Origin of the sequence: Aquabacterium sp. A7-Y (assembly GCF_026153205.1) — a bacterium.
GTDB lineage: Bacteria > Pseudomonadota > Gammaproteobacteria > Burkholderiales > Burkholderiaceae_C > Caldimonas.
In genome coordinates this window covers 161,469-183,746 of the sequence record NZ_JAPFBW010000003.1, presented here as the reverse complement: position 1 = coordinate 183,746, position 22,278 = coordinate 161,469, and the positions used below count along the sequence as shown (strand labels likewise).

Below are 22,278 nucleotides of genomic sequence, written 5' to 3'. Positions count from 1 at the left end.
CTACCGGCCCAGACGCCCCTCAAGCCGGCGGCGCGCCGTCCCCTTCGCACTCGGCATAGCTCAGGCCGCTCTTCTTCAACTCGTCCACCACCGCATAGACCAGCGCCGCCGAGGTGTAGGTCGCGCGCGGCACCGCCATGCCGTGCTTGACGGTCGCGTACAAGGTCCTCGCCAGCCAGACATGGCGCACCACCGGGATGCCCCGCTCGTGGGCGCGCCGGATCATGGCCTGCGCCACCGCGTCGCGCCCCTTGGCGCGCAGCACCGGCACTGGCGTGTCCTGCTCGTCGAAGTACAGCGCCACCGCGAAGTGGGTCGGGTTGACCACCACCGCGTTGGCGTCCTCGGTCAGCGCGGCTTCACCCGACATGGCCAGCTCCATCGCGATCTGCTTGCGCTGGCCCTTGACCATCGGGTCGCCCTCCATCTCCTTGTATTCGCGGATCACCTCCTCGCGGCTCATGCGCATCGAGCTCAGGAAGGACTTGCGCTGGATCGCGAAGTCGGCGATCGCGATCACGAAGGAGATCAGCATGCAGATCCGGAAGGAGCGTGCGAGCAGCTGCATGAAGGCGGCGTAGACGTCGGCCGGCTGACCGCTCGACAGGGCCGCGATCTCGGGCAGGGAGGCGTGGATCAGCAGGTACATCGGAATGCCGATGGCGCCCAGCTTGACCAGCCACAACACCATCTCCTGCAGCTTCTGCTTGGAGAAGATCTGCTGCACCGCCGAGGCCGGGTTGAGGCGCTCCGGCTTCGGCGCCAGCGCCTTGGGCGAGATCAGCACGCCGAACTGCCCCCAGAAGCCGGCCACCGCCGTCGCGGCGACGATCACCAGCTGCGCCGCGAACACCAGGAACAGCACGCCGGCCGCCGAGGTCGCCGCCTGAGGCAGCAGGAAGTCCATGTGCCGGGCGGTCGCCTCCAGGCTGTTCAGGAACAGCGACTCCAGCGCGCTGCGGGCCAGCCCCTCGGCCGCCAGCAGCGTCTCGCCGACGCAGTACACGACCAGGCACTTGGCCAGGTCTTTGCTCACCGGCACGCGGCCCTCCTCGCGCGCCTGCTGCAGGCGGTGTTCGGTCGGCTCTTCGGTCTTTTCGGAGCTCATGTCGAGGTCACGGTCAGGAGCTGCGCGGCGGCGCGCCGAACACCTCGCGGATGAGGTCGAGCAGGCGCGCGAAGTCGCCGCCGATGTGGTGCGACAGCGTGGCCCAGTAGGCGATCAGGATGAACAGCCCCAGCAGGCTCTTGATCGGCGAGCTGGCCACCGAGACCTGCAGCGAGGGCGCGAAGATGCCGATGGCCCCCAGCGCGAAATCGACCAGCAGCAGCGGGATCAGCAGCGGCGCGCCGTACACCACGACATGCCACAGCAGCTCGCCGAAGCGGCGCAGGACGGTTTCGGCCTTCACGACGTCGAAGGCCGGCGCCAGCTGCATCGCCGGCCAGGTGCCATAGCTCTCGATCAGGGTGTTCACCAGCGCCAGGATCAGCCCGCCCTGGATCATGATCATCACGCCCGCCTGCAGCATCACCGAGCCGGTGCCTGAGCTGTCCTGGTCGTTGGGGTTGGCGCCGGCGATGGGAATCGGCGAGCGCTGCGTGTCCAGGATGGAGCCGATCGCCTGCAGCACCCACAGCGGGATCCCCAGCAACACCCCCATCACCAGCCCGATCAGCGCCTCCTTGAAGACCAGCGCCATGCCGTGCAGCATGTCCGGAGGCGCGTCGCGCACGGCGAGGAAGGCCGGCAGCAGCGCCGGCAGCGCCACCGCCGCGGCCACGCCGGCACGGGTGGCGCCGGTCATCGCATTGAGGCCGATGCCAGGCAGGATCACCAGGCAGACCAGGGTGCGCGGCAGCACCAGCGAGAAAGCGATCAGCAGGAACTGGAAGTCCGCGAGCATGCCTCGCCTCAGCGTCCGACACTGGAGATCAGATCCAGGTTGCGGGTCATCAGCTGGATCAGCTCGCTGCCGAACCAGCGGCTCAGCAGCGCGATCATCACGCTCACGCCGACCAGCTTCACGACATAGGGCAGGGTCTGGTCCTGGATCTGCGTCAGCGCCTGGAGGATGGAGACGACGATGCCCAGCCCGGCCGCGGCGATCAGCGGCGGCGCGGACAGCATCACGGCCAGCCACAGGGCCTGCTTGAAGGCGACGATGGTTTCCATCCGGGACCTTTCAGAGATAGGACAGGGCCAGGCCGTGCAGCAGCTTGCCCCAGCCGTCCACCATCACGAACAGCAGCAGCTTCAGCGGCACCGTGATGCTCTGCGGCGACATCTGCTGCATGCCCAGCGCCATCAGGATGTTGGCCACCAGCAGGTCGATCACGACAAAGGGGATGTAGATCAGGAAGCCGATCTCGTAGCCGGTCTGCAGCTCTGACACCACGAAGGCCGGCACCAGCACCAGCACGTCGGTGTTGGTCGCGTCCTTGGCGATCTCGGGCGGCCACATGCGCTTGGCGGTGGCCAGGAAAATGTCGCGCTGCTCGGGCCGCGTGAACTTGATCATGAAGTCGCGCACCGGCTCGAAGGCGCCGCGGGCTCGGTCGAGCAGGGGCGCGTCGTTGCGCAGCGCGCCGCCGCCGGGTGTGGCCGCGGTGGTACTGCCGCTCAGGCGCTGGCCGGTGGCCTGCAAGGTCGGCGCCATGATGAAGGCGGTGATGGCGAGCGCGATGCCGTACAGCGCCAGAGTGGGCGGCACCTGCTGGACGCCGATGGCGTTGCGGGTGATGACCAGCACCAGCGAGACCTTCAGGAAGGAGGTGGTCGTGATCACCAGCAAGGGGATCAGCGACATCAGCCCCAGGACCAGCGCCAGCGAAAACAGGTCGTCGGGCGCTCCCATCATCCCCGGCCCCAGCTCGTCAGGCGGATGGCGAGCCGGCCATCGACGTCCACCAGCTCACCCCGGCCCAGCCGGCGGCCGTGGCAGAGCACCTCGACGTTGGGCCCGGTGGCGGCGCTCTCCAACGGCAGCAGCTCGCCGGGCCCGAGCCGCGCCAGATCCGCCACCGCCGTGCTCACGCTGCCGAGCTGGAACACCAGCTCCACCGCCACGTCGCCCCAGGCGCTCGTGTCCTGCGCCGTTTCGCCGCCGGGCAGCGCGTCGTCGGGCGCTCCCGCCTTGTCCTGCTGCTGCTCCAGCTCCACCGACTCCACCTCGAACACCTTGTCCTCCCGAAAGTAAAGAATCACGCGCCGGCCGCCGATGCAGACGCTGCCCCGGCCCGCGGGCGTGAACAGCGGCAGGCCCGGCAGGATCAGGTCCCCCGGCTTCAGCGCCCCCAGCGCCGCCGCAGACAGCCGGTGCCGTGCCACGAGCACGGCGGCCCGCAGCACCAGGGCGCCGGTCCATCGGGGCGGCGGCGCGGCGGGCACCGGCTCGAAGCCGCCGCGCGCCAGGCGCTCCAGCGTCGCCGTATCGGCCCAGCCATGTGTGGCGATGACGTGGTCGAAGGTTCGCAAGCTGATGTCGATACGCGGCAGCTCCCGCAACGGCGCCTCGCCCGCCGCCGGGCGCGCGATGCGGTCGAAGGCCTGTCGCAGGGCTTCCGGCAGGCGGGCCAGGGCCGAGGCCTGCAGCCACAGCTGCACCGACTCGTCGCTGGCCGCCCCCAGGTCGACGCCGCTGAGGGCCCGCAGCAGGCGCACGCCCTGGTGCAGCCAGAGCACACCGGCGGGCCCCTGCAGCGCCAGGTCGCAGCCTGCGTCAGCGGCCGCCGCGCCGGTCACGGGCCGGCGCAGCTGCAGCACGGCATCCGGGTCGATCTCGGTCAGCCGGGCCGACAGGCCGTCCCCCAGCACGCGGTCGAAGACGCGGCGCCAGGCCGGCAGGGTCGGCGGACGCCAGGGCCTGGCAGCGGGCGCAGAGTCACCCAACTCGATGGCCGGCATCGCCTTACGACACATGGCTCGCCTCAGAAGGCATACACGCGGAACTCGCCCTGCCCCTCGGCGGCCAGCCGTTCGGCGATGCGCGGCTGGAGCTCGCGCAGCCGGCGCGCCAGCTCGGGCGAGCGCCCGTGCAGGAAGACGTTGCACCACTGCTCATGGCGCTCGAAGGCCACCGCGATCTCGCCGCCGTCGGGCAGGCAGATCTCGAAGGCGCTGGCCGCGCCCCGGCTGCGGCCCGCCAGCAGCTCGGCCAGTTCCTCGGCCGGCGGCAGGCTCGGCGCCGGTGCCTCGGGCGGCGCCGGGGACGCGCCCGCCGCCGTGCGCTTGCGCGGCCCGGCAGCGAGCTCGCGAGCTGCCGGGGCCGGCCCGCCGGCCGGGATGCCGACACCGGGCAGCGGAGGCGGCGTGGCCTGCACGGGGCTCATCGCCGGCATGCGACGCTCGGCGGCGTCACGCCGGCGCTGCGGCGGCGCTTCGGGCGGATTCAGGTCCGGCACCGCCAGCGACGCGGGCGGCAGTGTGGCCGCGGCCGGGTCGCGGGGCTCCGCGGCGGCGCCGGGCCGGACCTCCCCGGTCGCGCGCTTGCGCTGCGCATCGAGCTGTGCGGAGAAGGCCGAGCGCTCCGCCGCGCTGCTGCCAGCGCCGCTCCTGGCGATGGCCGGCACCCGCGGCGGCAGGGTCAGTGGTTTCATCCTCAAGCCTCCGCCTGGCGTTGCTGCAGCGCCTGGCTGAACAGTTCGAACTTCTCGCGCTGGCGGCGCACCACCCGCAGCGCGGCCTCCGCCGCCCGCACCGCGGCACGGCACTCGCGCAGCAGCGTCAAGGCGCGCTGTGCATCGGCGTGTCGCTCCAGCACCAGCTTCCTCAGCTTCTGGTAGACGGCCCGGCGCCGCACGAACTCGGCGGACGAGATCTCCAGCTGCAGAAACAGCCGCTTGGCCTCGTCCCAGTGGTCGCGCGCACGCTGCCGGGCCGCGCGCAGCAGCGCGACGGCGGCGCGGAAGTCCTCCAGCGCCCGGGCCCGCGCGCGCCGCGCTTCCAGCACCACCCCTTCGGCCCGCGTCAGGCGGCCCGACCAGATGCCGAGGACCTGCTTGAGCTGCTTGTCCGGCGGGGGTGGCGACCGTTCGGCCTCCGGCTCACCGGCACGGCGGGGAGCCGGTCTCATACCGCCACCTGGGCGATGGCTTGCAAGGCGGCCACCGACTCGGGATACGGCGTCAGGTGCCGGCAGTCCTGCCTGAGGAATTCCAGCTGCTGCGGGCGCGACTGCACCGCCGCGTCGGCGGCCGGGTCCTGGCCCGGCTTGTATTCGCCCAGGCGGATCAGCAGCTCCAGCTCCTGGTAGTCGGCCATCAGCTTGCGAAAGCGTGCGGCGGCGCTGCGATGTTCGGGGCTCACCACATTGCCCATCGTGCGGCTGATGCTGGCCAGCACGTCGACGGCCGGGTAGTGGCCCTGCTCGGCCAGCTTGCGGTTGAGGAAGATGTGGCCGTCCAGCAGCGAGCGCGCCTCGTCGCCGATCGGGTCGGACATGCTGTCGCCTTCCACCAGCACGGTGTACATCGCGGTGATGGCGCCTTCGCGGGTGGCGCCGGCGCGCTCGATCAGGCGCGGCAGCATGGTGTAGACCGAGGGCGTGAAACCGCCGCGGGCCAGCGGCTCACCGGCGGCCAGGCCGATCTCGCGCTGGGCCCGGGCGAAACGCGTCAGCGAATCGACCAGCAGCAGCACGCTCTGCCCGCGCGAGCGAAACGACTCGGCGATCGCGGTGGCGGTGAAAGCCGCGCGCGAGCGCTCCATCGAGGTCCGGTCCGAGGTCGCACAGACGATGATGGTGCGCGCGACGATGGACGGATCCAGCTCGTGTTCGAGGAACTCGTTGAGCTCGCGCCCGCGTTCGCCGATCAGCGCGAACACCACCACGTCGGCGCGGCAGCCGCGCGCGATGGCCGCCATCAGCGTGGTCTTGCCGCAGCCGGCACCGGCGAAGATGCCCAGGCGCTGGCCCTCGCCCACCGTCAGCAGGCCGTCGATGGAGCGCACGCCGGTGTCCAGCGGCTTGTGGATGCGCGGCTTGTCGGTCGCCGCCGGAGCCTCGCGCACCACCGGCACGCTCTCGCGCCAGCCGCCCTCGGCGTCGCCGTTGCAGCCCGGCACCCTGAACTTGAGCCGGCCGAAGCCGTCCAGCACGCAGCCCAGCAGGTGCGGCCCGCATTCGACACTGTGGGCCCGGCCGGTGGGCACCACCAGGCTGCGGTTGGACAAGCCTTCGATCGGGCTGAGCGAGGACAGCAGCGTCGCTTCGCTGGTGAAACCCACCACTTCGGCAAGCACCCGCTGGCGGGCGCCGGCGTCCTCGACGATCTCGCACACCTCGCCGATGCGCACCGGCGGCATGCGCGCCTCGATCAGGGTGCCCACCACCTCGGTGACGCGTCCCCAGCTGCGCACGCCGGGCCGCTGCGGCAGCCGGCCCAGCCACTGCTGCACCGCAGCCTCGAGGGTGTCGTCGGGCCCGCCCTCCGCCAGCGCCTGGCTCACCAGTTCACCTCGACGCGACGGCGGCCGTCGAACACGATGCGGCGGCCCTGGATGGACGCAAGGCGGTAGCCGGCATGCAGGTCGCCGACATAAAGCCGCTCGCCGCTGGTCAGCACCACACTCCCGAGCGGTCCGCCGCTGAACTCGCGGATCCTGAAGGGCAGCAGGTCTTCGGCCTCGGTGATCTTCGCCTCCACCGGGAAGCGAATGTTCTGCTCCTTGATGAAGGCGGCCAGCACGCGGCCGAAACGCTGGATGTCCTCGCCGCCCAGGCCGCCCTTGACGACCCAGCCCTCGGCACCGAACTCGACATCCACGTACCGGGACAGCTCGGCCTCGGCGAGCCGGTGGCGGAAACGTTCCTGCAGCTGGGTATTGCCGGCCGTCGGCGGTGGCGCCGGCACGACGGCCGAGGCGGCCGGCGCGGTGGGACGCGCCCCGACCTGCGTGGCGGCCATGGCCGCCGCGCCGGCCGGCAGCCCCACCCCGGCCGCAGCCGTTTCGGGCCGTGCCCCGCCCTGCACCACGGCATAGGCGCCGGCGATCCCGGCCGCCAGCAGCGCGAGCGCCAGCACCGGCAGGGCGCGTCGCCGCGCCGAGCGGTCCGGCCGCGTCTCGGTCGGGGCGGCAGCCTCCGGTGCCGGCACCGTGGCCTGCGTCTCGGCCGCCGCGCCGCGGGCCGGCTCGGCCGGCTGCGGCAGGTGGTCGAAGTCCCAGGGCGCATCGGCGCCGCACACCGTCACCCAGACCGGGCCGATGCGCGCCGGCTCGCCGTAGGCATGCTCGGAGCACTCGGTCCCGGCCTTCTGCGCGGGATCGAACACGCAGCGCCAGCCGCCCGGGCCGGTCTGCACCTGCGCGGCCCGCGCCGCCACGCCGGCATCCACCAGCACCACGTCATACGCATCGTCGCTGCCGATGCTCAGGAGCGGCTGCGTGAGCGGCAGCGCCGCACCACGGTGCAAGCCGCTGAGAACGCGAAACTCGTATTGCATGTTCGCCATCACCTGTCGAAAGGAGGACCACCAAAGGAGCACCGCCATGGGTGCCGCGGCGGCGCCGCCGGTTCCTGTCCCTGCGGTGCCGCGACCTCAGATCTCGATCACGCCGATGGGTTGCACCCGGTAGTGCTGGGACAGCTCGGTGAAACCGAACACCGGCATCGCGAAAAACTCCTCCTCGATCAGCCGGCGCACCTGGCGCCGGATGTCGGCGGTCGTCACCAGCACCGGCGCCTGGCGCTGCGTGCCCCAGTGGCCGCCGAACTCGGCCAGCTTGTCGAGCAGGGTCTGCTCGACCTCCTGGTCCAGCTCGACATAGGTGCCCATGCTGCTGCGCCGGATCGAGCTGCGGATCATGTCCTCCAGCTCGGGCGACAGCAGCACCGCCTGGATCAGGCCCTGGCGCGCCACCTGGTGGCACAGCTGGCGCTTGAGCGAGAGGCGCACGTAGTCCGCCACCAGGTCCGGGTCGCGCTCCTTCTGGCCCCACTCGTAGATCGACTCCAGGATCAGCCGGATGTTGCGCAGCGAGATGCGCTCGCGCGCCAGCCGCTGCATGACGTCCGCGACCCGCGTTGCGGCCACCACCCGCACCAGCTCCTTGGCCAGCTCCGGCACCGTCGCCTCGGCCCAGCGCAGGAAACGCTGGACCTCCTGCACGCCGAGGAACATCTGGCAGTTGCGCAGCAGCTCCACCTCGATGTCCGAGGCCAGCACGTTCTCCCAGCGCTCATAGGCGATGCCGGCTTCCTGCAGCTTCCGAGGATCGTCCAGGCGCAGCCAGACCCGCTTGCGGCGGCTGCCGGCCAGCTCCTCCACCTGGGCCTCGAGGCCCAGCTCCTGGAGGCGCTCGGGCGTCTCGGTGGTGGAGCCCCAGCCGACCCGCAGCCGGGTGGTGACCAGCGGCACCTCCACCAGCAGGAACTGCATCTGGTCGGGCGGCACGCTGCTGTCGTAGGTGAACTCGATGACCGGGAACTGCGGCAGCCCGACCCCCTGCACCATGCCGTTGCGCATCTGCCGGATCGCCAGGATGACCGCCTCGGCCTCCGGCGTGCCGCGCACGCTCTCGTGGAAGACCACCATGAAGGTCTTGGTGATCTGGAAGCCCTGCGCGTCCACCAGCTGCGGCTTGCGGGCGCTGGCCGCATCCTCCGCTTGCGCCCGCTCGGCCTCGGCGCGGGGCGACAGCAGGCCGACCGCGCCACCGGCCCCCAGCAGCAGCGCCAGCAGCAGGAAGACCAGCGTCGGCATGCCGGGGATCAGCGCGAACAGCAGCATGATGGCCGCCGCCGTCAGCAGCGCCTTCGGCTCGTGGAACAGCTCGCGCACGATCTGCTGGCCGACATTGGGCGGCTCGGGCGCGGCGCCGCCGTGCGCCGACTCGTCCTCGCCGCCGACGCGGGTGGTGATCATGCCGGCCGACAGCGAGATCAGCAGCGCCGGGATCTGGGCGATCAGCGCGTCGCCGATGGACAGGATGGAGTACAGCTGCATCGCGTCGCCGGCCGTCATGCCGCGCTGCACGACGCCGATCATGACTCCGCCCAGCAGGTTGATCACGACGATGAAGATGCCCGCGATCGCGTCGCCCTTGACGAACTTCATTGCGCCGTCCATCGCCCCGTGCAGCTGGCTTTCCATCGCCAGCTCGGCACGCTTTTTCTTGGCCTGGTCGGGCGTCAACAGCCCGGCGCGCAGGTCGCTGTCGATCGACATCTGCTTGCCCGGCATCGCATCCAGGCTGAATCGCGCCGTCACCTCGGAGACCCGCTCGGAGCCCTTGGTGATGACGATGAACTGCACCACCGTGAGGATCAGGAAGATCACCAGGCCCACGACGATGTTGCCGCCGACGACAAAGTTGCCGAAGGTCTCCACGATGTGGCCGGCGTCGCCTTCGAGCAGGATCAACCGCGTCGTCGAGACCTCGATCGCCAGCCGGAACAGCGTGGTGAGCAGCAGCACCGAGGGGAAGGTGGAAAAGGCGGTGGGTCCCGGCATGTACATCGACACCACCACGATCAGGCCGGAGGCGCACAGGTTCACCGCGATCAGCACGTCGAGCAGCCAGATCGGCATCGGCAGCACGAGCATGAAGACGATCGCGATCACCACCGCCGCGGCCACCAGCTCGGCGCGCCGGGCGGCCTGCGCGGCCCAGGCATTGATCTTCAGGACCAGCTCGTTCATCGTGGACCTCCGCCGTGGTCGGCCTGCAGCGCCAGGCGCACCTGCAGGGTCTGCAGCAGCGGCGCCCAGGCGCCGTCGCCGGGATAGTCGCCAAGGCGCAGCTGCACCGGCAGGCCGCACTCCATCGCCGACCACGTCTCGAGCAGCCGCAGCCGTACATCCTCGGGCCACACCAGCAGCGCGCCGCGCGCCACCGCGAGGGCATGGTCCCACTGCCGGCTGTGCACAAAACCCCAGGCCGCGGCGACCGCGGTCTCGCGGGCCTCGTCGCCGCCGCGTTCAACCTGCCGTCGCATGGCGCCCTCCCCGGCCGAGCAGCAGCTCGTCCTCGTCGTCTGTCAGGGGCGTCACCGGCTCGCGCAGCTGTTCCAGCCGCAGGCGGTATTGCACCGCCACCTCCACCGAGCGGATCGCCGCCAGCAGCTGCTGACGGTCCTGGCCCTGGGACTTGATGGCGGTCTCGAGCAGCCCTTGCTCGAGGGCCCTGAAGCGAGGCAGCGAGGCGCCGGTCCACAGCGGGCTTTCGACGGTGCAGGCGGCACCGAAGGCCTGCGCCATCTGCTCGCCGATCTCCGCCGGCGTCTCGGCGGCTTCGAGATAAAAGGCCTCGCCGGGCGCCAGCGTATCGGGTGCCAGGCCGCCGGGCTGGAGGCGCTCGACGTCGGCCGCCGCGGCGCTGCGCTGGGCGCGGCCGGCACTGCCGGGGCGCAGCGCCGGGTCGAGCCGGGGACGTTGAATGTTCATGCCATCAGCTCCCGGGCGTGTTCGAGTTCCTCGTCGCTGGGCGCTGCGGCCCGTCCGTCCTGGCCGGCCGACAGGCGGGTCGCGAGCACCAGGGTCCCGTCGGCCAGGGCGGCCGGCAGCCAGCGTGCATAACGCTGCGGGTTCAGGCCGCGGCGGCGCAGCAGGTCCTCCGCACTGGCCCGGGAGGGTTGGCGCGGCGCGATGGCCAGCACCAGCTCCTGCCCCTCCTGATGCACCAGCACCACCTCGTAATGCTCGTCGCTCGCCTCGACGGCGCAGCCCTGGTCGATCGCCAGGTCGATGGAAGAGATCACCAGACGGTTCATCCTTGTTCTCCGGACCGCGGCCGTGTCATGCGCCGCGCGGCGCACGCAGCGCCTTTTCGAGACCGGCCGCATCGCTGCGGCCTCGCGGGGCACCCGACTCCGCCGCCAGCTGGTCGATGCTGCCGAGCAGCCCGACCCGTGCGTCGAGCCGGTGCGCCGGCCACAAGGTCAACGGCAGCACCGCGACCGCATCTCGCAGAGCGGCCAGGCCGCGCGCGAGTTGCGGGCGCTGCTCAACGATGCGCTCGTTGGAGACCGAGAGCATCAGGCGCAGGGCGTCGGTGGCGGCGCTGTCGGCGGCCTCCAGCAGGGACGAGGCCAGTTCCGGCACACCGCGCTCCACCTTGGCGCCAGCCGATTCCAGACGCGCCTTCATGTCGGACGCCGTCGCCATCACCGACCTGGCATTGGCGAAGGCCCAGGCATCGTTCATCGCCGCCATCACGCGCTGCTCGGCGGATGCGGCCGGGCGGCCCTTCAAGCCGGACAAGGTGCCCTTGTGCAGGGTGTCGAAGGCCCGATCGAAATCCATCGTGCCGAGCTGCTTCAGCAAGGCGCGCAGCACCTCGCCCGACTTCAGGCCGCCTTCCTTCGCATCGCCGCCCAGGCTGTCATAGAGGCTGCGCAGCTGCACCCCGGCGGCGGCGTCCTGGGCAGCCTGCGCCTTGCTGCCTTCGGCCGTGGCCTCGAAGGCTGCGAGCACGTCGCCGGACCTCGCATGGGTGCGCTCGATGGCACCGTCCAGGACACGGGTGTCCTCGCCGTTCTGCTCGGCCCGCCCGGCAGCCACCTGCAGCAGCAGCAGGCGCTCCAGCGCGTCGGGATGCTCCTGGTCGAGGAAGTGATCGAGGGCCGCCTCGCCTTGAGACGCGAGCTCCTGCAACTTCAGCGACTGCGCCTGCAGGCGCCGGCCGCCGCGGGCGCCAAACAGGTCGCGCCAGCGGTCGGCGGCACGCTGTGCGCTGCGCGCCCGGTTCGCTGCCGCACCGGCGCCGGGCGCACCCGGGGCGTCGGCGGCGTGCGCATGGTGCTGCCGCATGGCCGATGCGAAATGGGTCCACTGGTGTTCGCCGGTGCGTTTCCTGGCGTCGTTCCCGGGCAGCAGCTGCTGGCGCCCGAGCGGATCCTTGCCGCCGGCCTCGGTCTGCAGCGTGGTCGCGCGGACCTGCGGCGAGGCAGGCTGCGGCGCGCCTTGAATCGAGCGAAAACTCATGTTCATGTGCATGAGTGCGGCTGGCGATATTTCGGTTCGCTCCCGACCGGCACCGACAGGGATTGGAGGGCCTGGCACAGCTGCTTTCCAAGTTCCTGCACAAGGTGTGTCGCGTGGGGTTTTCCCATTCCAGTGTTCACAAGGCTTGGCGGCCTGCGACCCGCTGGCCCTTGTTCTTGCATCGCTTGTCGGGCGGGGCTGTCGCATCGACGGCCCGACAGATGGATGAACAAGATGACCGACTTCGTGAACGACTTCCTTGAAGCAGCCCATGCGGGTCCCGAGGCCGACGCACAGGGTGCCGATACATCGGCGGGCTCGTCGTCTCTGGACGTGAGCGCGCTCTACCGGGCACACCGCCAGCATGTGTTCCTGTTCGTGCTGCGCCGCCTCGGCAGTCCCGAGGACGCCGAGGACGTGACGCAGGCGACCTTCGTCGAAGCCCTGCGCTGCGCGCATCGCTTCTCGGGACTCTCCAAACCCTCCACCTGGCTGTTCGGCATTGCGCTCAACATGGCGCGCAGCCATGTCCGCAAGCACCATGCGGAGCACCTGGAAGACACACAGCTGGAAGCCTTCGAGAACGTCGCCGACCCGCTGGCCGACCCGATGCGGGCGGCCGAGACGCGGGAGATCGCGCGGCTCGCGCAGGACCTGATACAGGGCTTGCCGCAACGCGTGCGCACCACGTTGGAGAGCGTGATCGACGAAGGACACACCTACCAGGAAGCGGCCCGGCGGCAGGGCGTGCCGATCGGCACGGTGCGTTCGCGCGTGTCGCGCGTGCGCGAGAGCCTTCGCGCAGCGGTGGACGGCTGAGCCGAGGGAATGGCGGAGGGAATGGCGGAGGGAATGGCCGAAGGAATGACCGCGTGAGTGGCAGATGGAGTGGTAGAGAGAGCGGCCGAGGGCGCGGTCCACCACCTCGCCCTCGGCACGCGGGTCTTACTCGACCCAGTCCAGCGCCTTCTGGGCCATCTTGGCATCGTGACCGATGCTGTCCATTTTGATGTTCTCCTTCATCTGCAGCACCTGCTGCTGCATCGATTGGGCCATCACCGACTTCATCTGGCTCTGGATGTCGTCCAGCTGGGCGTCGTTCTTGTTGTGGCTTTTCATGATGTCGCCACCGCTGTCCGCCACCTGGCCGTGCCCGAAGGAGGTCAGCGCGTTGTTACCGAAGCTGTCCATCGCTTGGCCGCCCTTTTGAAGGGGGTTCATGCCCCCCTTGCCGAAAAGACCCCCGAGCCCGCTGGCCAGACCACCGATAAGAGGAAGCATGTTCAAGTCCTTCACTGGTTGCTTGGTTGATTGACTGCCGAACCTTGACGGACCGGTTCGGCTCACATGGGTGGGGAGCTCGCGACCCGGAGTTCCATGTCCTAGGGATCCATACGCGGGCCATCCGCGGTCAGAATCGGAACCGGTTCCGTTCATCAACAAAGCAGGCGCGACCGTGTTGAAACGCACAGCTGCGCTCGCATGCCTGCGTATACATTCGCCGGCGACGCCAAGAGGTGCGGCAGTTGTTTTTGCTGTTCAATAAACCTGACGCATGCGAAACGTCAGCTTGCCGTCAGGCATGTCACAGAAGCAGGAAGAAAGGATTGCGGTCATGACACCACTGCTGGTCGAACTGGGTGTCTGCGCCCGCGAGCCGCGCGATGTCAGCCATGTCAGCGAGCACGCGCGCGGCCTGGGCTTCGAGGTCCGCCCGCTGAGTCCCCGCGAGGTCGGCCACTGGCTGGACCGACACACCCGCCGGGTGCTGTTGATCGACCCGAGCGACGACGACTGCGCGGCGGCGTGCGACGCCTGCGAACGCGCCTCGGTGGACGCCTCGCTGCGCATGCACGGCCTGCTGTCGTCGATGCGGCAGGTGCCCGCGCTGCGAAGCATTCCCTTCAGCGCCAAGCCGGACACGGCCTTGTCATGGACGCGCTTCCTGATGCAGTTCTCTCCGGTGGGAAGGAACGCCATCTCGGCACCGGGTCCCGCCGCCGAGGTCCGGCGCAGGCCGGCCCAGGGCCTGGACGCCGACGACGACGCCTACCGCCTGGCGGGATCGCTCGCGCGCCGCTCGGTCGACATCCTGGTTCGCGGCGAGACGGGCAGCGGCAAGGACCGGCTGACGCGTTTCATCCACCAGGAGTCGGGCCGCCGCGGCCCGCTGGTGTCGGTGAACTGCGCCGCCATTCCCGAGAGCTTGGCCGAAGCGGAGCTGTTCGGCTACCAGGCGGGCGCCTTCACCGGCGCGCGCAAGGCGCGGCCGGGCAAGATCGAGCTGGCCCATGAGGGCACGCTCTATCTCGATGAGATCGACAGCTGCCCGCTGTGGCTGCAGGCCAAGCTGCTGCGCGCGCTGCAGGAGCGCGGCACCGAGCGGCTCGGCTCCTCGGTGTTCCGTCCGTCGAGCTTCCGGCTGGTGGCCTCGACGAAGGTGAACCTGCAGGAGCTGGTCCAGCAAGGCCGCTTCCGCAGCGACCTCTATTTCCGCCTGCTCACTGTCGAGATCCGCCTGCCGCCTCTGCGGCAGCAGCCCAAGCGCCTGCTGCGGCTGTTCCGGCAAGCAGTGCAGGAGTCGTGCACCTCGCTGGGCGTGGCGGTCGCCGATGTCGGCATGCCGAGCGACGAGCAACTGCTGTCACACGACTGGCCCGGCAACATCCGCGAGCTGCAGGCGGCCGCGCTGCGCTGGTCGCTGGGCCTGCCGCTGTTTCCCGTGAGCGAGAACCGTTTCTCGCTGAGGGAGGCCATGCGCGAGTGCGAGCGTTTCCTCTTGAGCTGGACGCTGGAGCGCCACCAGGGCAGCGCGATCCGTGCCGGCCAGGAGCTGCACATGGCCGTGCGCACCCTGTATGCCAAGCTGCGCAGCCATGGGCTCTCGACCGTCGCCTCGACGGGATCGCTGGTGCCCGCCGGCCGCGCCGGCGGGCACGAATAGCAGAAGAAAAAGCAAAGCCCGCCCGTCAGCCCGCCGGCTTCAGCACTCGTTTCCCAGTCCCAGTCGGTTGAGCCGGTAGTAGAGCGTGTTCAGCGGCATGCGCAGCCCCTCGGCAGCGTCTCGCACCGAGCCTTCGGTGCCTCGCAGGGAAGATGCCAGCAACATGCGTTCGTAGGCGCGCAAGATGCCGCGCAGCGACACGTCATCCGCCTCGCCCTCGGTCTTGCCAGCCGTCTCTTCGGCATCGGCGTGCAGCGGCAGTCCCAGCACATGGCGCGTCGCGGCGGCCCTCAGCTCGCGGATGTTGCCCGGCCAGTCATGCGCCAGCAGCGCCCGGGCCACCAGCGGCGTGAGGGGCGGCTGCTCCAGCTCCAGCCGTATCGCGGCGTCGTTCATGTAGGCCTCGAAAAGCTTGAGCACACGCGCGGGGCTGCACCGCAGCGGCGTGAGCTGCACCTGCAGCGCGCCCAGGCGGAAATAAAGATCGGAGCGGAAGCGCCCCTGCTCGACCAGCGCTTCGAGCGGCGTCTTGGTAGACGCGATCAAGCGGAAATCCGACGGCCGGAATACCGAGGAGCCGAGCCGCTCGGCGCCGCGCTCCTGCAGCGCGCGCAGCAGCTTGGCCTGCAACCACAGCGGGCAGCTGTCGATCTCGTCGAGATACAGGGTGCCGCCGTGGGCATGTTCGAGCTTGCCCGCGCGCGCCTGCTCGGCATGCGTGAAGGCACCGGCCTCGTGGCCGAACAGCTCGGCCTCCGCGAGCGCCTCCGGCACCGCGGCGCAATTGAGGGCGATGAAGGGTCCGTCGGGCGTGTCGCGCTCGTGCAGATACTGGGCGAGCCGGTCCTTGCCACACCCCGTCTCGCCGCAGATGACCAGGTCGACCCGACGGCCCTGGATGCGGTCCAGGGTGGCGTAAGCGGGGTCGCTGGTGTCGAGCGGCTCGGGAAGTGATGCCGGGGCGTTTACACGCTTCATGCTGTGATGTCGATGGTCTGAGGGGACCCCGGCGGTGGCCTGCCGGCGCAATACGCGCCCGACGATTCGGGGGAGGCCGCTCGGAGTGGCGCGAAGGTAAATGAAGGCACAAGCTTTGGGACCGCCATTGGGTAACATTTTGTGAGTCAAACCGTCTGGTCGGATTGGCAGACGGACAGGGGAACCGCCGCACGCCGCAACGCACCTATCGCTCGAAAGGTGCATGCGCATATTGCATGCCAACCTGCTTGAACCGGCATCGGCCCGAAAGCAATCTCTCATGCAAACACAACAGCTCGTGCTGCTCGTCGGGGCGGTGTGCGAAAGACTCGGCGTCGGCAGGTCCGATCCCCACCGCGGCTGGCTGGAACACCGTGAGGTGCCGATCACGGTGTCCTTGCATCCGAGGCGCGACCAGTGGCTGGTCCTCGTCGCCGAACTGGGCGAGCCGGATGCAGCCTGCCGCCGCCAGGCTCTGGAGTTGATGGCGCAGGCCAATCTCGAAGCGGCCGGCCCGGTGCACGGAATCCTCGGGCTGCACCCCGAGCATGGCCGCGCGGTGCACACCGTGGCCACCCCTGCCGAAGCGGCAAACGTCGCGCAGCTGGCCGCGCTCGTGGACGCGCTGGCCGTGCACTCGCTGGCCTGGCGCATTCAGGTCCTGCAGCCTCGTGGTGCGCAAGCCGCACCGGTCCGTGCACCGGACCGCTTCCTGTGCCCCGGGCAGGTGATGCATGCAGACCATGGCTGAGGCCGCGCACGGCACCGTCCGGGGCGGCGACGCCTGCCCGGACGTGACCATCGGCGGTGTGCCGCTGATGCTGCGACCGAGCAGCACCGATCACTCCATGGAGCTGTGGACCCGGCTCGGCGAGCTGCCGCCTGCACGCGAGTCCGAGGTGCTCGAAGCGGTGCTGCTCGCCAGTGCCTGCCTGGACCCCTGGACCCCCTGGGTGCTGGGACTGGAATCCGCCTCGCGCGCCGTGATGCTGCGCGTCACCATGCCGGTGGATGCCGACAGCCGGCCGGAGGCCTTCGATGCCGGCGTCGACCTGGCCGTCCTCACCTCGCTGTGGTGGCGGCCGCTGTTCGAGTCGCCGGCGCCCGGAAAGGACGCCGATGTTTGAACCTCGACACACCGCGGGCCCCACGCTGCCCTGCGCAAGGCGCACGAACCGGAGGCGACTCCCCGCCCTTGCGCTGGCCGGCGCGCTGGCCGCCTCGACGCCGGTCGCCGCGCGGGCCGACACCGAGCCGCGGCTGTTCCGCTGTCCGAACAACCGCTTCACCAATGTGTTGTCCCAGGCCGAGGCCAGCGCGCGCCGTTGCCGGCTCGTCGACGCCCCCGCCTGGGCGCCGAAGACGCGGCCCGAGGGGTCCCGCCGGGTGCAGGCCGACGCGCCCCCGGCCGTCCGCGGTGCAGCGCTGGGCGTCAAGGTAAGCCGCGAGGAACAGCGCGCCCGCGACGCCGACGCCCGCCACATTCTCGAAGCCGAGCTGAGCCGCGAGGAAGCCCAACTCGCCGCCTTGCGCCGGGAGCACAACGGCGGCTCACCGCTGCGCCGCAGCGAGGACCACGGCGACCCGCAGTACCGTCAGCGCACGCTGGAACTGGGACTCGCGGTCAGCCGCAAGGAAAGCGACATCGCGTCGATCCGGCGTGAGCTCGCCAAGCTGCAGCCGCGCTCATCGCCGTGACCGGCCCGGAGTGCCATGGCAGGCACGAGCGGGCTTTTGGAACCCGGGCGCCGCTTGCCGCACCCATAGCAGACCGCGGGCCGCCGGCCGATGCGGAGAAGGAGGGCTGAATGCAATACGAAGACGTCGTCGCCCAGTGGTGCGAGCAGGTCGGCATCGCGGATCCGGCGCCCGTGCTGGCGGGCGGCAGCTTTTTCGTGCACCGGCTGCCCTTCGGATTTCTGCACGACCCGCAGGCCGCCCCCGACCTGGTGATCGTCCGCGCCGATTGCGGCCCCATCGCGTCGGACAGCGGGGCGGCGGCGTGGACCCGGCTGCTGCAGGAGAACTTCGTGCATTTCATGTCCGGTGCCTCGCTCGGCATCGCGCCGGAGAACGGCCACTTGATTTATGCCGAGACGGTGAAGCTCGATGAACACGCGCTCGAGCGTCTGGCCGAGCGAGTGCTCGCGATGTCGCGCCGGGTGCTGCAACTCCGGCCGAAGCCGGCAGGGCCGGCCAGCGCACGCGATGCACGGCTGGGTCGGCTGTGTGTTGTCCCCGGTTGACGGCGATGAGCACCGCAGCATTCATCGAACTGGTCGACGGCTTGTGCCGGCTCACTGGCCTGGAGGGGCCCCGGCCATCGCGGCGGGCCGCGTCTTCCAGGCCGACGGCGTGAACTGCGCGCTGATCCACAGCGCCGAGCCGGACCCGGCCGGCTTCTTCTGCTGGATCGAGCTGGGCCGGCCGAACGATCTCGACCAGTCCGCCATCCACCTGCGCTTGCTGCAGGCGAACTTCGAGACCGGCGGCGGCCGGGGGGCGGGTTTTGCGCTGTCTCCGATCACCGGCACGCTGGTGCATGTGGCGCAGATGCGTTTGGCGGTCGTGACACCGGAGCGGCTGGCCCAGCACATCGTGAAGCTGGCCCGCTTCGCCAACGGCTGGCGAGAAGCTCAACGCTGGCAGCTCGCGGCGGCGCCGCGCTGAGCCGGCCCTCACACGCAGGAGAACAGGCATGGCCTTCAACATCGCTGCCTTGAGATCCGGCGCCGCCGCATTGCAGAAGCTCCAGCAGGCGGCGGCGCCGGCCTTGCAGAAGGCCGGGCCGGCCCTGCAGAAGGTCGCGTCGGCCGCGATGGGCAATGCCAGCCAGGCCTTCCAGACCCTGCGCCAGGCGGTCACCACGGCCGCCGGTCAGGTGCGCATGCCGGACGCCGCGCTGCTGAACAAGCTGCGGCCGGCCGCTGCCTCCGGCGGCTCGACCGGCGCCGCAGCGGCGCGCAACACTGCCGGGGCGGCGCCAGCCGCGGCGGCAGCCGACAGCATGGCGTTGGTCAAATGGAGACCGCCGGCCGCGGCGAGCGCGGCGGCAAGCCACGCCCAAGCCGCCGCCGGCCCCGAGGCGCAGAAGCCCACAGGCGGCACCGGGCTCCGCGCCGCCGCGCAGAAACTGATCGAGTGGCACGGTAGCCAACTCGCCCTGACCCCACTGCCCGGCTCCTCCGAGCACTATGTGAAACACCCGGACAGCAGCGCACCCAGCAGCCGCCCTGCCCTGCCGGCGCGCCAGCGGGCACCGGACAGCGAGGCTGCCGCGGCGCCGGACGCCACCACCGGCCCCCGCCCGCCGCCGTCGCAAGACACGCCGGCGCTCGGCGAGAACGGCAAGCCGCCGGCAGCCGACCTCCTGCCGTCTCCACCTCACGGCGCGGTCCGGACCGAGGGCGGGCAGGCCGCCCATGCCACGCCGGTCGCGTCCTCTCACCACGACTTGATGGCCTCGATGCAGGAGCAGTTCAAGGAGCAGCTCAAGCTCAATTCGATGCAGGAGATGCAGCAGATGGCCTTGCAGCGCATGCAGGACTGGATCAAGGGGCTGGCCGACATGGCGAAGCGGGCGCTGGACTGGAGCTGAAGCGGCTGGCGCGGTGCACCGGCACCACGATGGCCGGGATATGAAAGGCCGCTCCCGCCCACTCATGGGCTGGCGTCTTCTGCGCCAGGCATGCAGCTCCGTCCGAGGGCTTGCGGTCCGGGTGCAGTCTCCGAACAACCGACTCGATGAGGCCGACGACGATGACCGGTGTCCCCCCCCCCAGCCGCTTCCCTGCCGCCGCCTCGACGGCCGGGGTCGCCAGCGTCCAGCACACCGCCCAGCCGGCGACCGCAAGCCAGCCGGCGCCCTCCCAGACGTCCTCGGCCGATACCGCCGCTTCACTGCAGGGTTTGCGGCGTGCCTCGATGTCCTCGGAACACCGCCTGCGGCAGGCAGCCTCCCAGCTGCCAAGCGGCCCGGGCATCGGCAGCCCTTCCTTGGCGCGCCGCGACAGCACCGACAGCCAAAGCAGCGTGGACAGCCACTACAGCACCGCCAGCGAAGGCAGCATGCACAGCCACTACACCTCGCTCAGCGAAGCGAGCGTCGGCAGCCACTACACGACCGCCAGCGAAGCCAGCCACTACAGCACGGCCACCGAGGGCAGCACGGCGTCGACGGCCAGCTCGTCCTCCGCCAGCAGTGCCTCCAGCCAGCCGCCGCAGCTGACGCCCGAACATGCGATGCAGGCCCTCAAGGCCACCTTCGTGCAGCGCGGCATCACGCACCTGAGCGCGCAGCTGGGCACCTGGGTGAGCCAGGTCGGCGCGGTGGCCGGCGCGGCGGCGGCGGGGGTCAATCCGCAGCAACTCGGCCTCACCTCCCAGCTGGTGAGCGGCGCCGTCAGCGCCGCACTGAAGGAGGTGGTCGGAGAGCACCTCAAGACCAAGCCGGCCTACAGCGCCACCATCGACCTGCCCTCCAACACCACCGGCGAATGGCTGGCCCCCAAGGTCATGGCCGGCGCCAACGACATGCTGGCCGGCATCGCGAGCTCGCTGAGCAATGCCGCGATCGGCGCGAAGCTGACCCCCGCGATCCAGCAGGGACTGGAGAAGGCCGGCCTCAACCCGGCCGTGGCCCTGCCCGTGGCGATGATGCTCACGGCGGTGGTCCAGCGTCTGGTGTCGGCGACCGCGGACACGGCCTCCGACGTGGCGAGCACCGCCATGAAAACGAGGTTCTCCGGTGCCCAGGGCTCGCACAAGGTCAACGACGGGTTCGACACCGCGACCATGCTCGGCGGCATGGCCGCGCGCGGCATGATCAACTTCGGCCTGACCCTGCCGGTCGGCGTACCGGCGGCGCTGGGCAAGCTGATGGAGCACGGCACCGCGGTGCAGAAGGCGGCCGCCTCGAACGCGATGGCCTGGGCCGGCCTGAACGGCTGGATCGTCGCGAAGTCGGTCATCACCGACAAGATCAAGGAGGTGGCGCCGAATCTGGCCGCCAACACGGTGGTGTTGCCCGGCCCGGGCGCCACGGCCGGCGATGCCGCCGCCGTCGCCTTGCACCCCCTGCCCGCCCGGAGCGGCGCGGGGCCGCGGCCGGCTGACGACATGGTGTAGGGTCCGTCGCGCACCGGAACCGCGGCTTCAAGGTTTCGAGGATCACCGCCTCCGCATCGCCGGGTGGTCCGGTGCAAGGGTCTCGGGCAGCCCGGCAAAGGCGCGCGTCCGATAACATGACAGCGCCCGCCGCAGCGGGCCTGGGTCCGCGGCCCCACCGTGCCGGTCGCCGCCCTGTCTTGTGCCGCCATGTCGATGGAGAAGGACTTCGAATGCCTCTCTGGGGCCCTGCTCGTTCCCGCCGCCGCTGCCACCCTGCTGGCCGCCTCGCTCGTTCTGCTGCCGGGTGCCGCCGTGCTGCTGGCCTGCGCCGCCGGGCTGATCGGCGCGGTGATCGCGGCGGTGCACCACGCCGAGGTGGTGGCGCACCGCGTCGGCGAGCCTTTCGGCACTCTGGTGCTGGCGGTGGCGATCACGGTCATCGAGGTCGCGTTGATCGTCTCGATGATGCTGGCCGGCGGCCCTGACAAGGCGGCCCTGCCGCGCGACACGGTGTTTTCGGCGGTGATGATCATCTCCAGCGGCGTGGTCGGCATCTGTCTGCTGGTGGGCGGGCTGCGCCACCACGAGCAGTCCTTCCGGGTCGAAGGCGCGAGCTCGGGGCTGGCCGCGCTGGTCGCGCTCGCGACGCTGTCGCTGGTGCTGCCCAGCTTCACCACCAGCTCGCCCGGCGGCACCTACACGCCCAGCCAGCTCGCCTTCGCCGCGGTCGCCTCGCTGGCGCTGTGGCTGCTGTTCGTGTTCGTGCAGACCGTGCGTCACCGCGACTACTTCCTGCCAGCCACCGGCACCGCCGACGAGAACACCCATGCCCCGCCGCCGCCCGCGGGCCAGGCGTGGGCCAGTTTCGGCCTGCTGCTGGTGTCGCTGGTGTCGGTGGTGGGGCTGGCCAAGGTGCTGTCGCCCGCGATCGAGTCCGCGGTGGCGGCGGCCGGCGCGCCCAAGGCCGTCATCGGGATCGCCATCGCACTGCTGGTGCTGCTGCCGGAGACCTGGGCCGCGGTGCGCGCGGCGCGTGCCGACCGGCTGCAGACCAGCCTCAATCTCGCGCTCGGCTCGGCACTGGCGAGCATCGGGCTGACCATCCCGGCCGTCGCGCTGGCCTCGGTGCTGCTGGACCTGCCGCTGGTGCTGGGGCTGGCGCCCAAGGACATGGTGATGCTGGCCTTGAGTTTTGGCGTCAGCACGCTGACCCTGGCCACCGGCCGCACGAACGTGATGCAGGGCGGCGTGCACCTGGTGATCTTCGCCGCCTTCTTGTTCCTGGCGCTGGCGCCTTGAGCCTGCCGCTCCCGCCTCGC

26 protein-coding genes are annotated in these 22,278 nt (G+C 70.7%); 10 read left to right on the top strand and 16 right to left on the bottom strand.

Features of this window, described 5'->3' with window-relative positions:
* Nucleotides 1-19 precede the first annotated feature (19 nt).
* From OOT46_RS03850 to OOT46_RS03785, 14 genes are all read right to left on the bottom strand, one after another.
* Nucleotides 20-1,108 (bottom strand): EscU/YscU/HrcU family type III secretion system export apparatus switch protein, encoded by a 1,089-nt coding sequence (locus tag OOT46_RS03850; RefSeq protein ID WP_265402260.1) that lies wholly within the window; start codon nucleotides 1,106-1,108, stop codon nucleotides 20-22.
* Between the two features lie 13 nt (nucleotides 1,109-1,121).
* The gene (gene sctT / locus OOT46_RS03845) at nucleotides 1,122-1,907 is read right to left on the bottom strand and encodes a type III secretion system export apparatus subunit SctT (protein ID WP_265402259.1); all 786 of its coding nucleotides are present in this window, start codon (nucleotides 1,905-1,907) and stop codon (nucleotides 1,122-1,124) included.
* A gap of 8 nt (nucleotides 1,908-1,915) precedes the next feature.
* Complete coding sequence (gene sctS, locus OOT46_RS03840; protein WP_265402258.1) at nucleotides 1,916-2,176, bottom strand: type III secretion system export apparatus subunit SctS; 261 nt, start codon at nucleotides 2,174-2,176, stop codon at nucleotides 1,916-1,918.
* 10 nt (nucleotides 2,177-2,186) lie between these two features.
* Nucleotides 2,187-2,861, bottom strand: a complete 675-nt coding sequence (gene sctR, locus OOT46_RS03835) for a type III secretion system export apparatus subunit SctR (protein WP_265402257.1) — start codon at nucleotides 2,859-2,861, stop codon at nucleotides 2,187-2,189.
* On the bottom strand, nucleotides 2,858-3,922 hold the full coding sequence (locus OOT46_RS03830) for a FliM/FliN family flagellar motor switch protein (protein WP_265402256.1): 1,065 nt from the start codon (nucleotides 3,920-3,922) through the stop codon (nucleotides 2,858-2,860). Before OOT46_RS03830 ends, sctR begins: the two co-directional genes overlap by 4 nt.
* An 8-nt stretch (nucleotides 3,923-3,930) precedes the next feature.
* Nucleotides 3,931-4,599 carry a hypothetical protein gene (locus OOT46_RS03825; protein ID WP_265402255.1) on the bottom strand — a complete coding sequence of 223 codons (669 nt, stop codon included), beginning with the start codon at nucleotides 4,597-4,599 and terminating at the stop codon, nucleotides 3,931-3,933.
* Nucleotides 4,600-4,601: 2 nt separating this feature from the next.
* Nucleotides 4,602-5,075 carry a hypothetical protein gene (locus OOT46_RS03820; protein ID WP_265402254.1) on the bottom strand — a complete coding sequence of 158 codons (474 nt, stop codon included), beginning with the start codon at nucleotides 5,073-5,075 and terminating at the stop codon, nucleotides 4,602-4,604.
* A complete protein-coding gene (locus tag OOT46_RS03815; protein WP_322114227.1) occupies nucleotides 5,072-6,451 on the bottom strand; it encodes a FliI/YscN family ATPase in 1,380 nt (459 codons plus the stop codon). The genes OOT46_RS03820 and OOT46_RS03815 overlap by 4 nt, the downstream gene beginning before the upstream one ends.
* Nucleotides 6,448-7,446 carry an FHA domain-containing protein gene (locus tag OOT46_RS03810; RefSeq protein ID WP_265402253.1) on the bottom strand — a complete coding sequence of 333 codons (999 nt, stop codon included), beginning with the start codon at nucleotides 7,444-7,446 and terminating at the stop codon, nucleotides 6,448-6,450. The genes OOT46_RS03815 and OOT46_RS03810 overlap by 4 nt, the downstream gene beginning before the upstream one ends.
* Nucleotides 7,447-7,542: 96 nt before the next feature.
* Nucleotides 7,543-9,645 (bottom strand): type III secretion system export apparatus subunit SctV, encoded by a 2,103-nt coding sequence (sctV, locus tag OOT46_RS03805; protein ID WP_265402252.1) that lies wholly within the window; start codon nucleotides 9,643-9,645, stop codon nucleotides 7,543-7,545.
* A complete protein-coding gene (locus tag OOT46_RS03800) occupies nucleotides 9,642-9,941 on the bottom strand; it encodes a hypothetical protein (RefSeq protein ID WP_265402251.1) in 300 nt (99 codons plus the stop codon). Before OOT46_RS03800 ends, sctV begins: the two co-directional genes overlap by 4 nt.
* The gene (locus tag OOT46_RS03795) at nucleotides 9,925-10,389 is read right to left on the bottom strand and encodes a hypothetical protein (RefSeq protein WP_265402250.1); all 465 of its coding nucleotides are present in this window, start codon (nucleotides 10,387-10,389) and stop codon (nucleotides 9,925-9,927) included. Before OOT46_RS03795 ends, OOT46_RS03800 begins: the two co-directional genes overlap by 17 nt.
* Nucleotides 10,386-10,715, bottom strand: coding sequence for a hypothetical protein (locus tag OOT46_RS03790; protein ID WP_265402249.1), 330 nt, complete (start codon nucleotides 10,713-10,715; stop codon nucleotides 10,386-10,388). The genes OOT46_RS03795 and OOT46_RS03790 overlap by 4 nt, the downstream gene beginning before the upstream one ends.
* A 25-nt stretch (nucleotides 10,716-10,740) precedes the next feature.
* Nucleotides 10,741-11,934, bottom strand: a complete 1,194-nt coding sequence (locus tag OOT46_RS03785) for a hypothetical protein (protein WP_265402248.1) — start codon at nucleotides 11,932-11,934, stop codon at nucleotides 10,741-10,743.
* A gap of 219 nt (nucleotides 11,935-12,153) precedes the next feature.
* Here OOT46_RS03785 and OOT46_RS03780 point away from each other — a divergent pair, with 219 nt between their 5' ends.
* Nucleotides 12,154-12,747, top strand: a complete 594-nt coding sequence (locus OOT46_RS03780) for an RNA polymerase sigma factor (RefSeq protein ID WP_265402247.1) — start codon at nucleotides 12,154-12,156, stop codon at nucleotides 12,745-12,747.
* Nucleotides 12,748-12,873: 126 nt separating this feature from the next.
* On the opposite strand, the gene OOT46_RS03775 is transcribed toward OOT46_RS03780, so the two are convergent.
* The gene (locus tag OOT46_RS03775) at nucleotides 12,874-13,149 is read right to left on the bottom strand and encodes a hypothetical protein (RefSeq protein ID WP_265402246.1); all 276 of its coding nucleotides are present in this window, start codon (nucleotides 13,147-13,149) and stop codon (nucleotides 12,874-12,876) included.
* Nucleotides 13,150-13,543: 394 nt separating this feature from the next.
* Between OOT46_RS03775 and OOT46_RS03770 the strand changes: the two genes are divergently transcribed.
* A complete protein-coding gene (locus OOT46_RS03770) occupies nucleotides 13,544-14,872 on the top strand; it encodes a sigma 54-interacting transcriptional regulator (protein ID WP_265402245.1) in 1,329 nt (442 codons plus the stop codon).
* A 39-nt stretch (nucleotides 14,873-14,911) separates the two neighbouring features.
* On the opposite strand, the gene OOT46_RS03765 is transcribed toward OOT46_RS03770, so the two are convergent.
* Nucleotides 14,912-15,850: a sigma 54-interacting transcriptional regulator gene (locus OOT46_RS03765; protein WP_265402244.1), complete on the bottom strand. Its 939-nt coding sequence runs from the start codon at nucleotides 15,848-15,850 to the stop codon at nucleotides 14,912-14,914.
* Between the two features lie 223 nt (nucleotides 15,851-16,073).
* Here OOT46_RS03765 and OOT46_RS03760 point away from each other — a divergent pair, with 223 nt between their 5' ends.
* From OOT46_RS03760 to OOT46_RS03725, 8 genes are all read left to right on the top strand, one after another.
* Nucleotides 16,074-16,601 carry a CesT family type III secretion system chaperone gene (locus OOT46_RS03760; protein ID WP_265402243.1) on the top strand — a complete coding sequence of 176 codons (528 nt, stop codon included), beginning with the start codon at nucleotides 16,074-16,076 and terminating at the stop codon, nucleotides 16,599-16,601.
* Nucleotides 16,585-16,977, top strand: a complete 393-nt coding sequence (locus OOT46_RS03755) for a type III secretion system chaperone (protein WP_265402242.1) — start codon at nucleotides 16,585-16,587, stop codon at nucleotides 16,975-16,977. Before OOT46_RS03760 ends, OOT46_RS03755 begins: the two co-directional genes overlap by 17 nt.
* Nucleotides 16,970-17,548 (top strand): hypothetical protein, encoded by a 579-nt coding sequence (locus OOT46_RS03750; RefSeq protein ID WP_265402241.1) that lies wholly within the window; start codon nucleotides 16,970-16,972, stop codon nucleotides 17,546-17,548. The genes OOT46_RS03755 and OOT46_RS03750 overlap by 8 nt, the downstream gene beginning before the upstream one ends.
* A 110-nt stretch (nucleotides 17,549-17,658) precedes the next feature.
* Nucleotides 17,659-18,096: a hypothetical protein gene (locus OOT46_RS03745; RefSeq protein WP_265402240.1), complete on the top strand. Its 438-nt coding sequence runs from the start codon at nucleotides 17,659-17,661 to the stop codon at nucleotides 18,094-18,096.
* Nucleotides 18,097-18,139: 43 nt separating this feature from the next.
* Entirely contained in the window at nucleotides 18,140-18,520 is a 381-nt protein-coding gene (locus OOT46_RS03740; RefSeq protein ID WP_265402239.1) for a CesT family type III secretion system chaperone, read from the top strand.
* 28 nt (nucleotides 18,521-18,548) lie between these two features.
* Entirely contained in the window at nucleotides 18,549-19,448 is a 900-nt protein-coding gene (locus OOT46_RS03735) for a hypothetical protein (RefSeq protein ID WP_265402238.1), read from the top strand.
* 161 nt (nucleotides 19,449-19,609) lie between these two features.
* Nucleotides 19,610-20,977 carry a hypothetical protein gene (locus OOT46_RS03730; RefSeq protein WP_265402237.1) on the top strand — a complete coding sequence of 456 codons (1,368 nt, stop codon included), beginning with the start codon at nucleotides 19,610-19,612 and terminating at the stop codon, nucleotides 20,975-20,977.
* Nucleotides 20,978-21,166: 189 nt separating this feature from the next.
* Entirely contained in the window at nucleotides 21,167-22,258 is a 1,092-nt protein-coding gene (locus OOT46_RS03725; protein WP_416136145.1) for a calcium:proton antiporter, read from the top strand.
* Nucleotides 22,259-22,278: the final 20 nt, after the last annotated feature.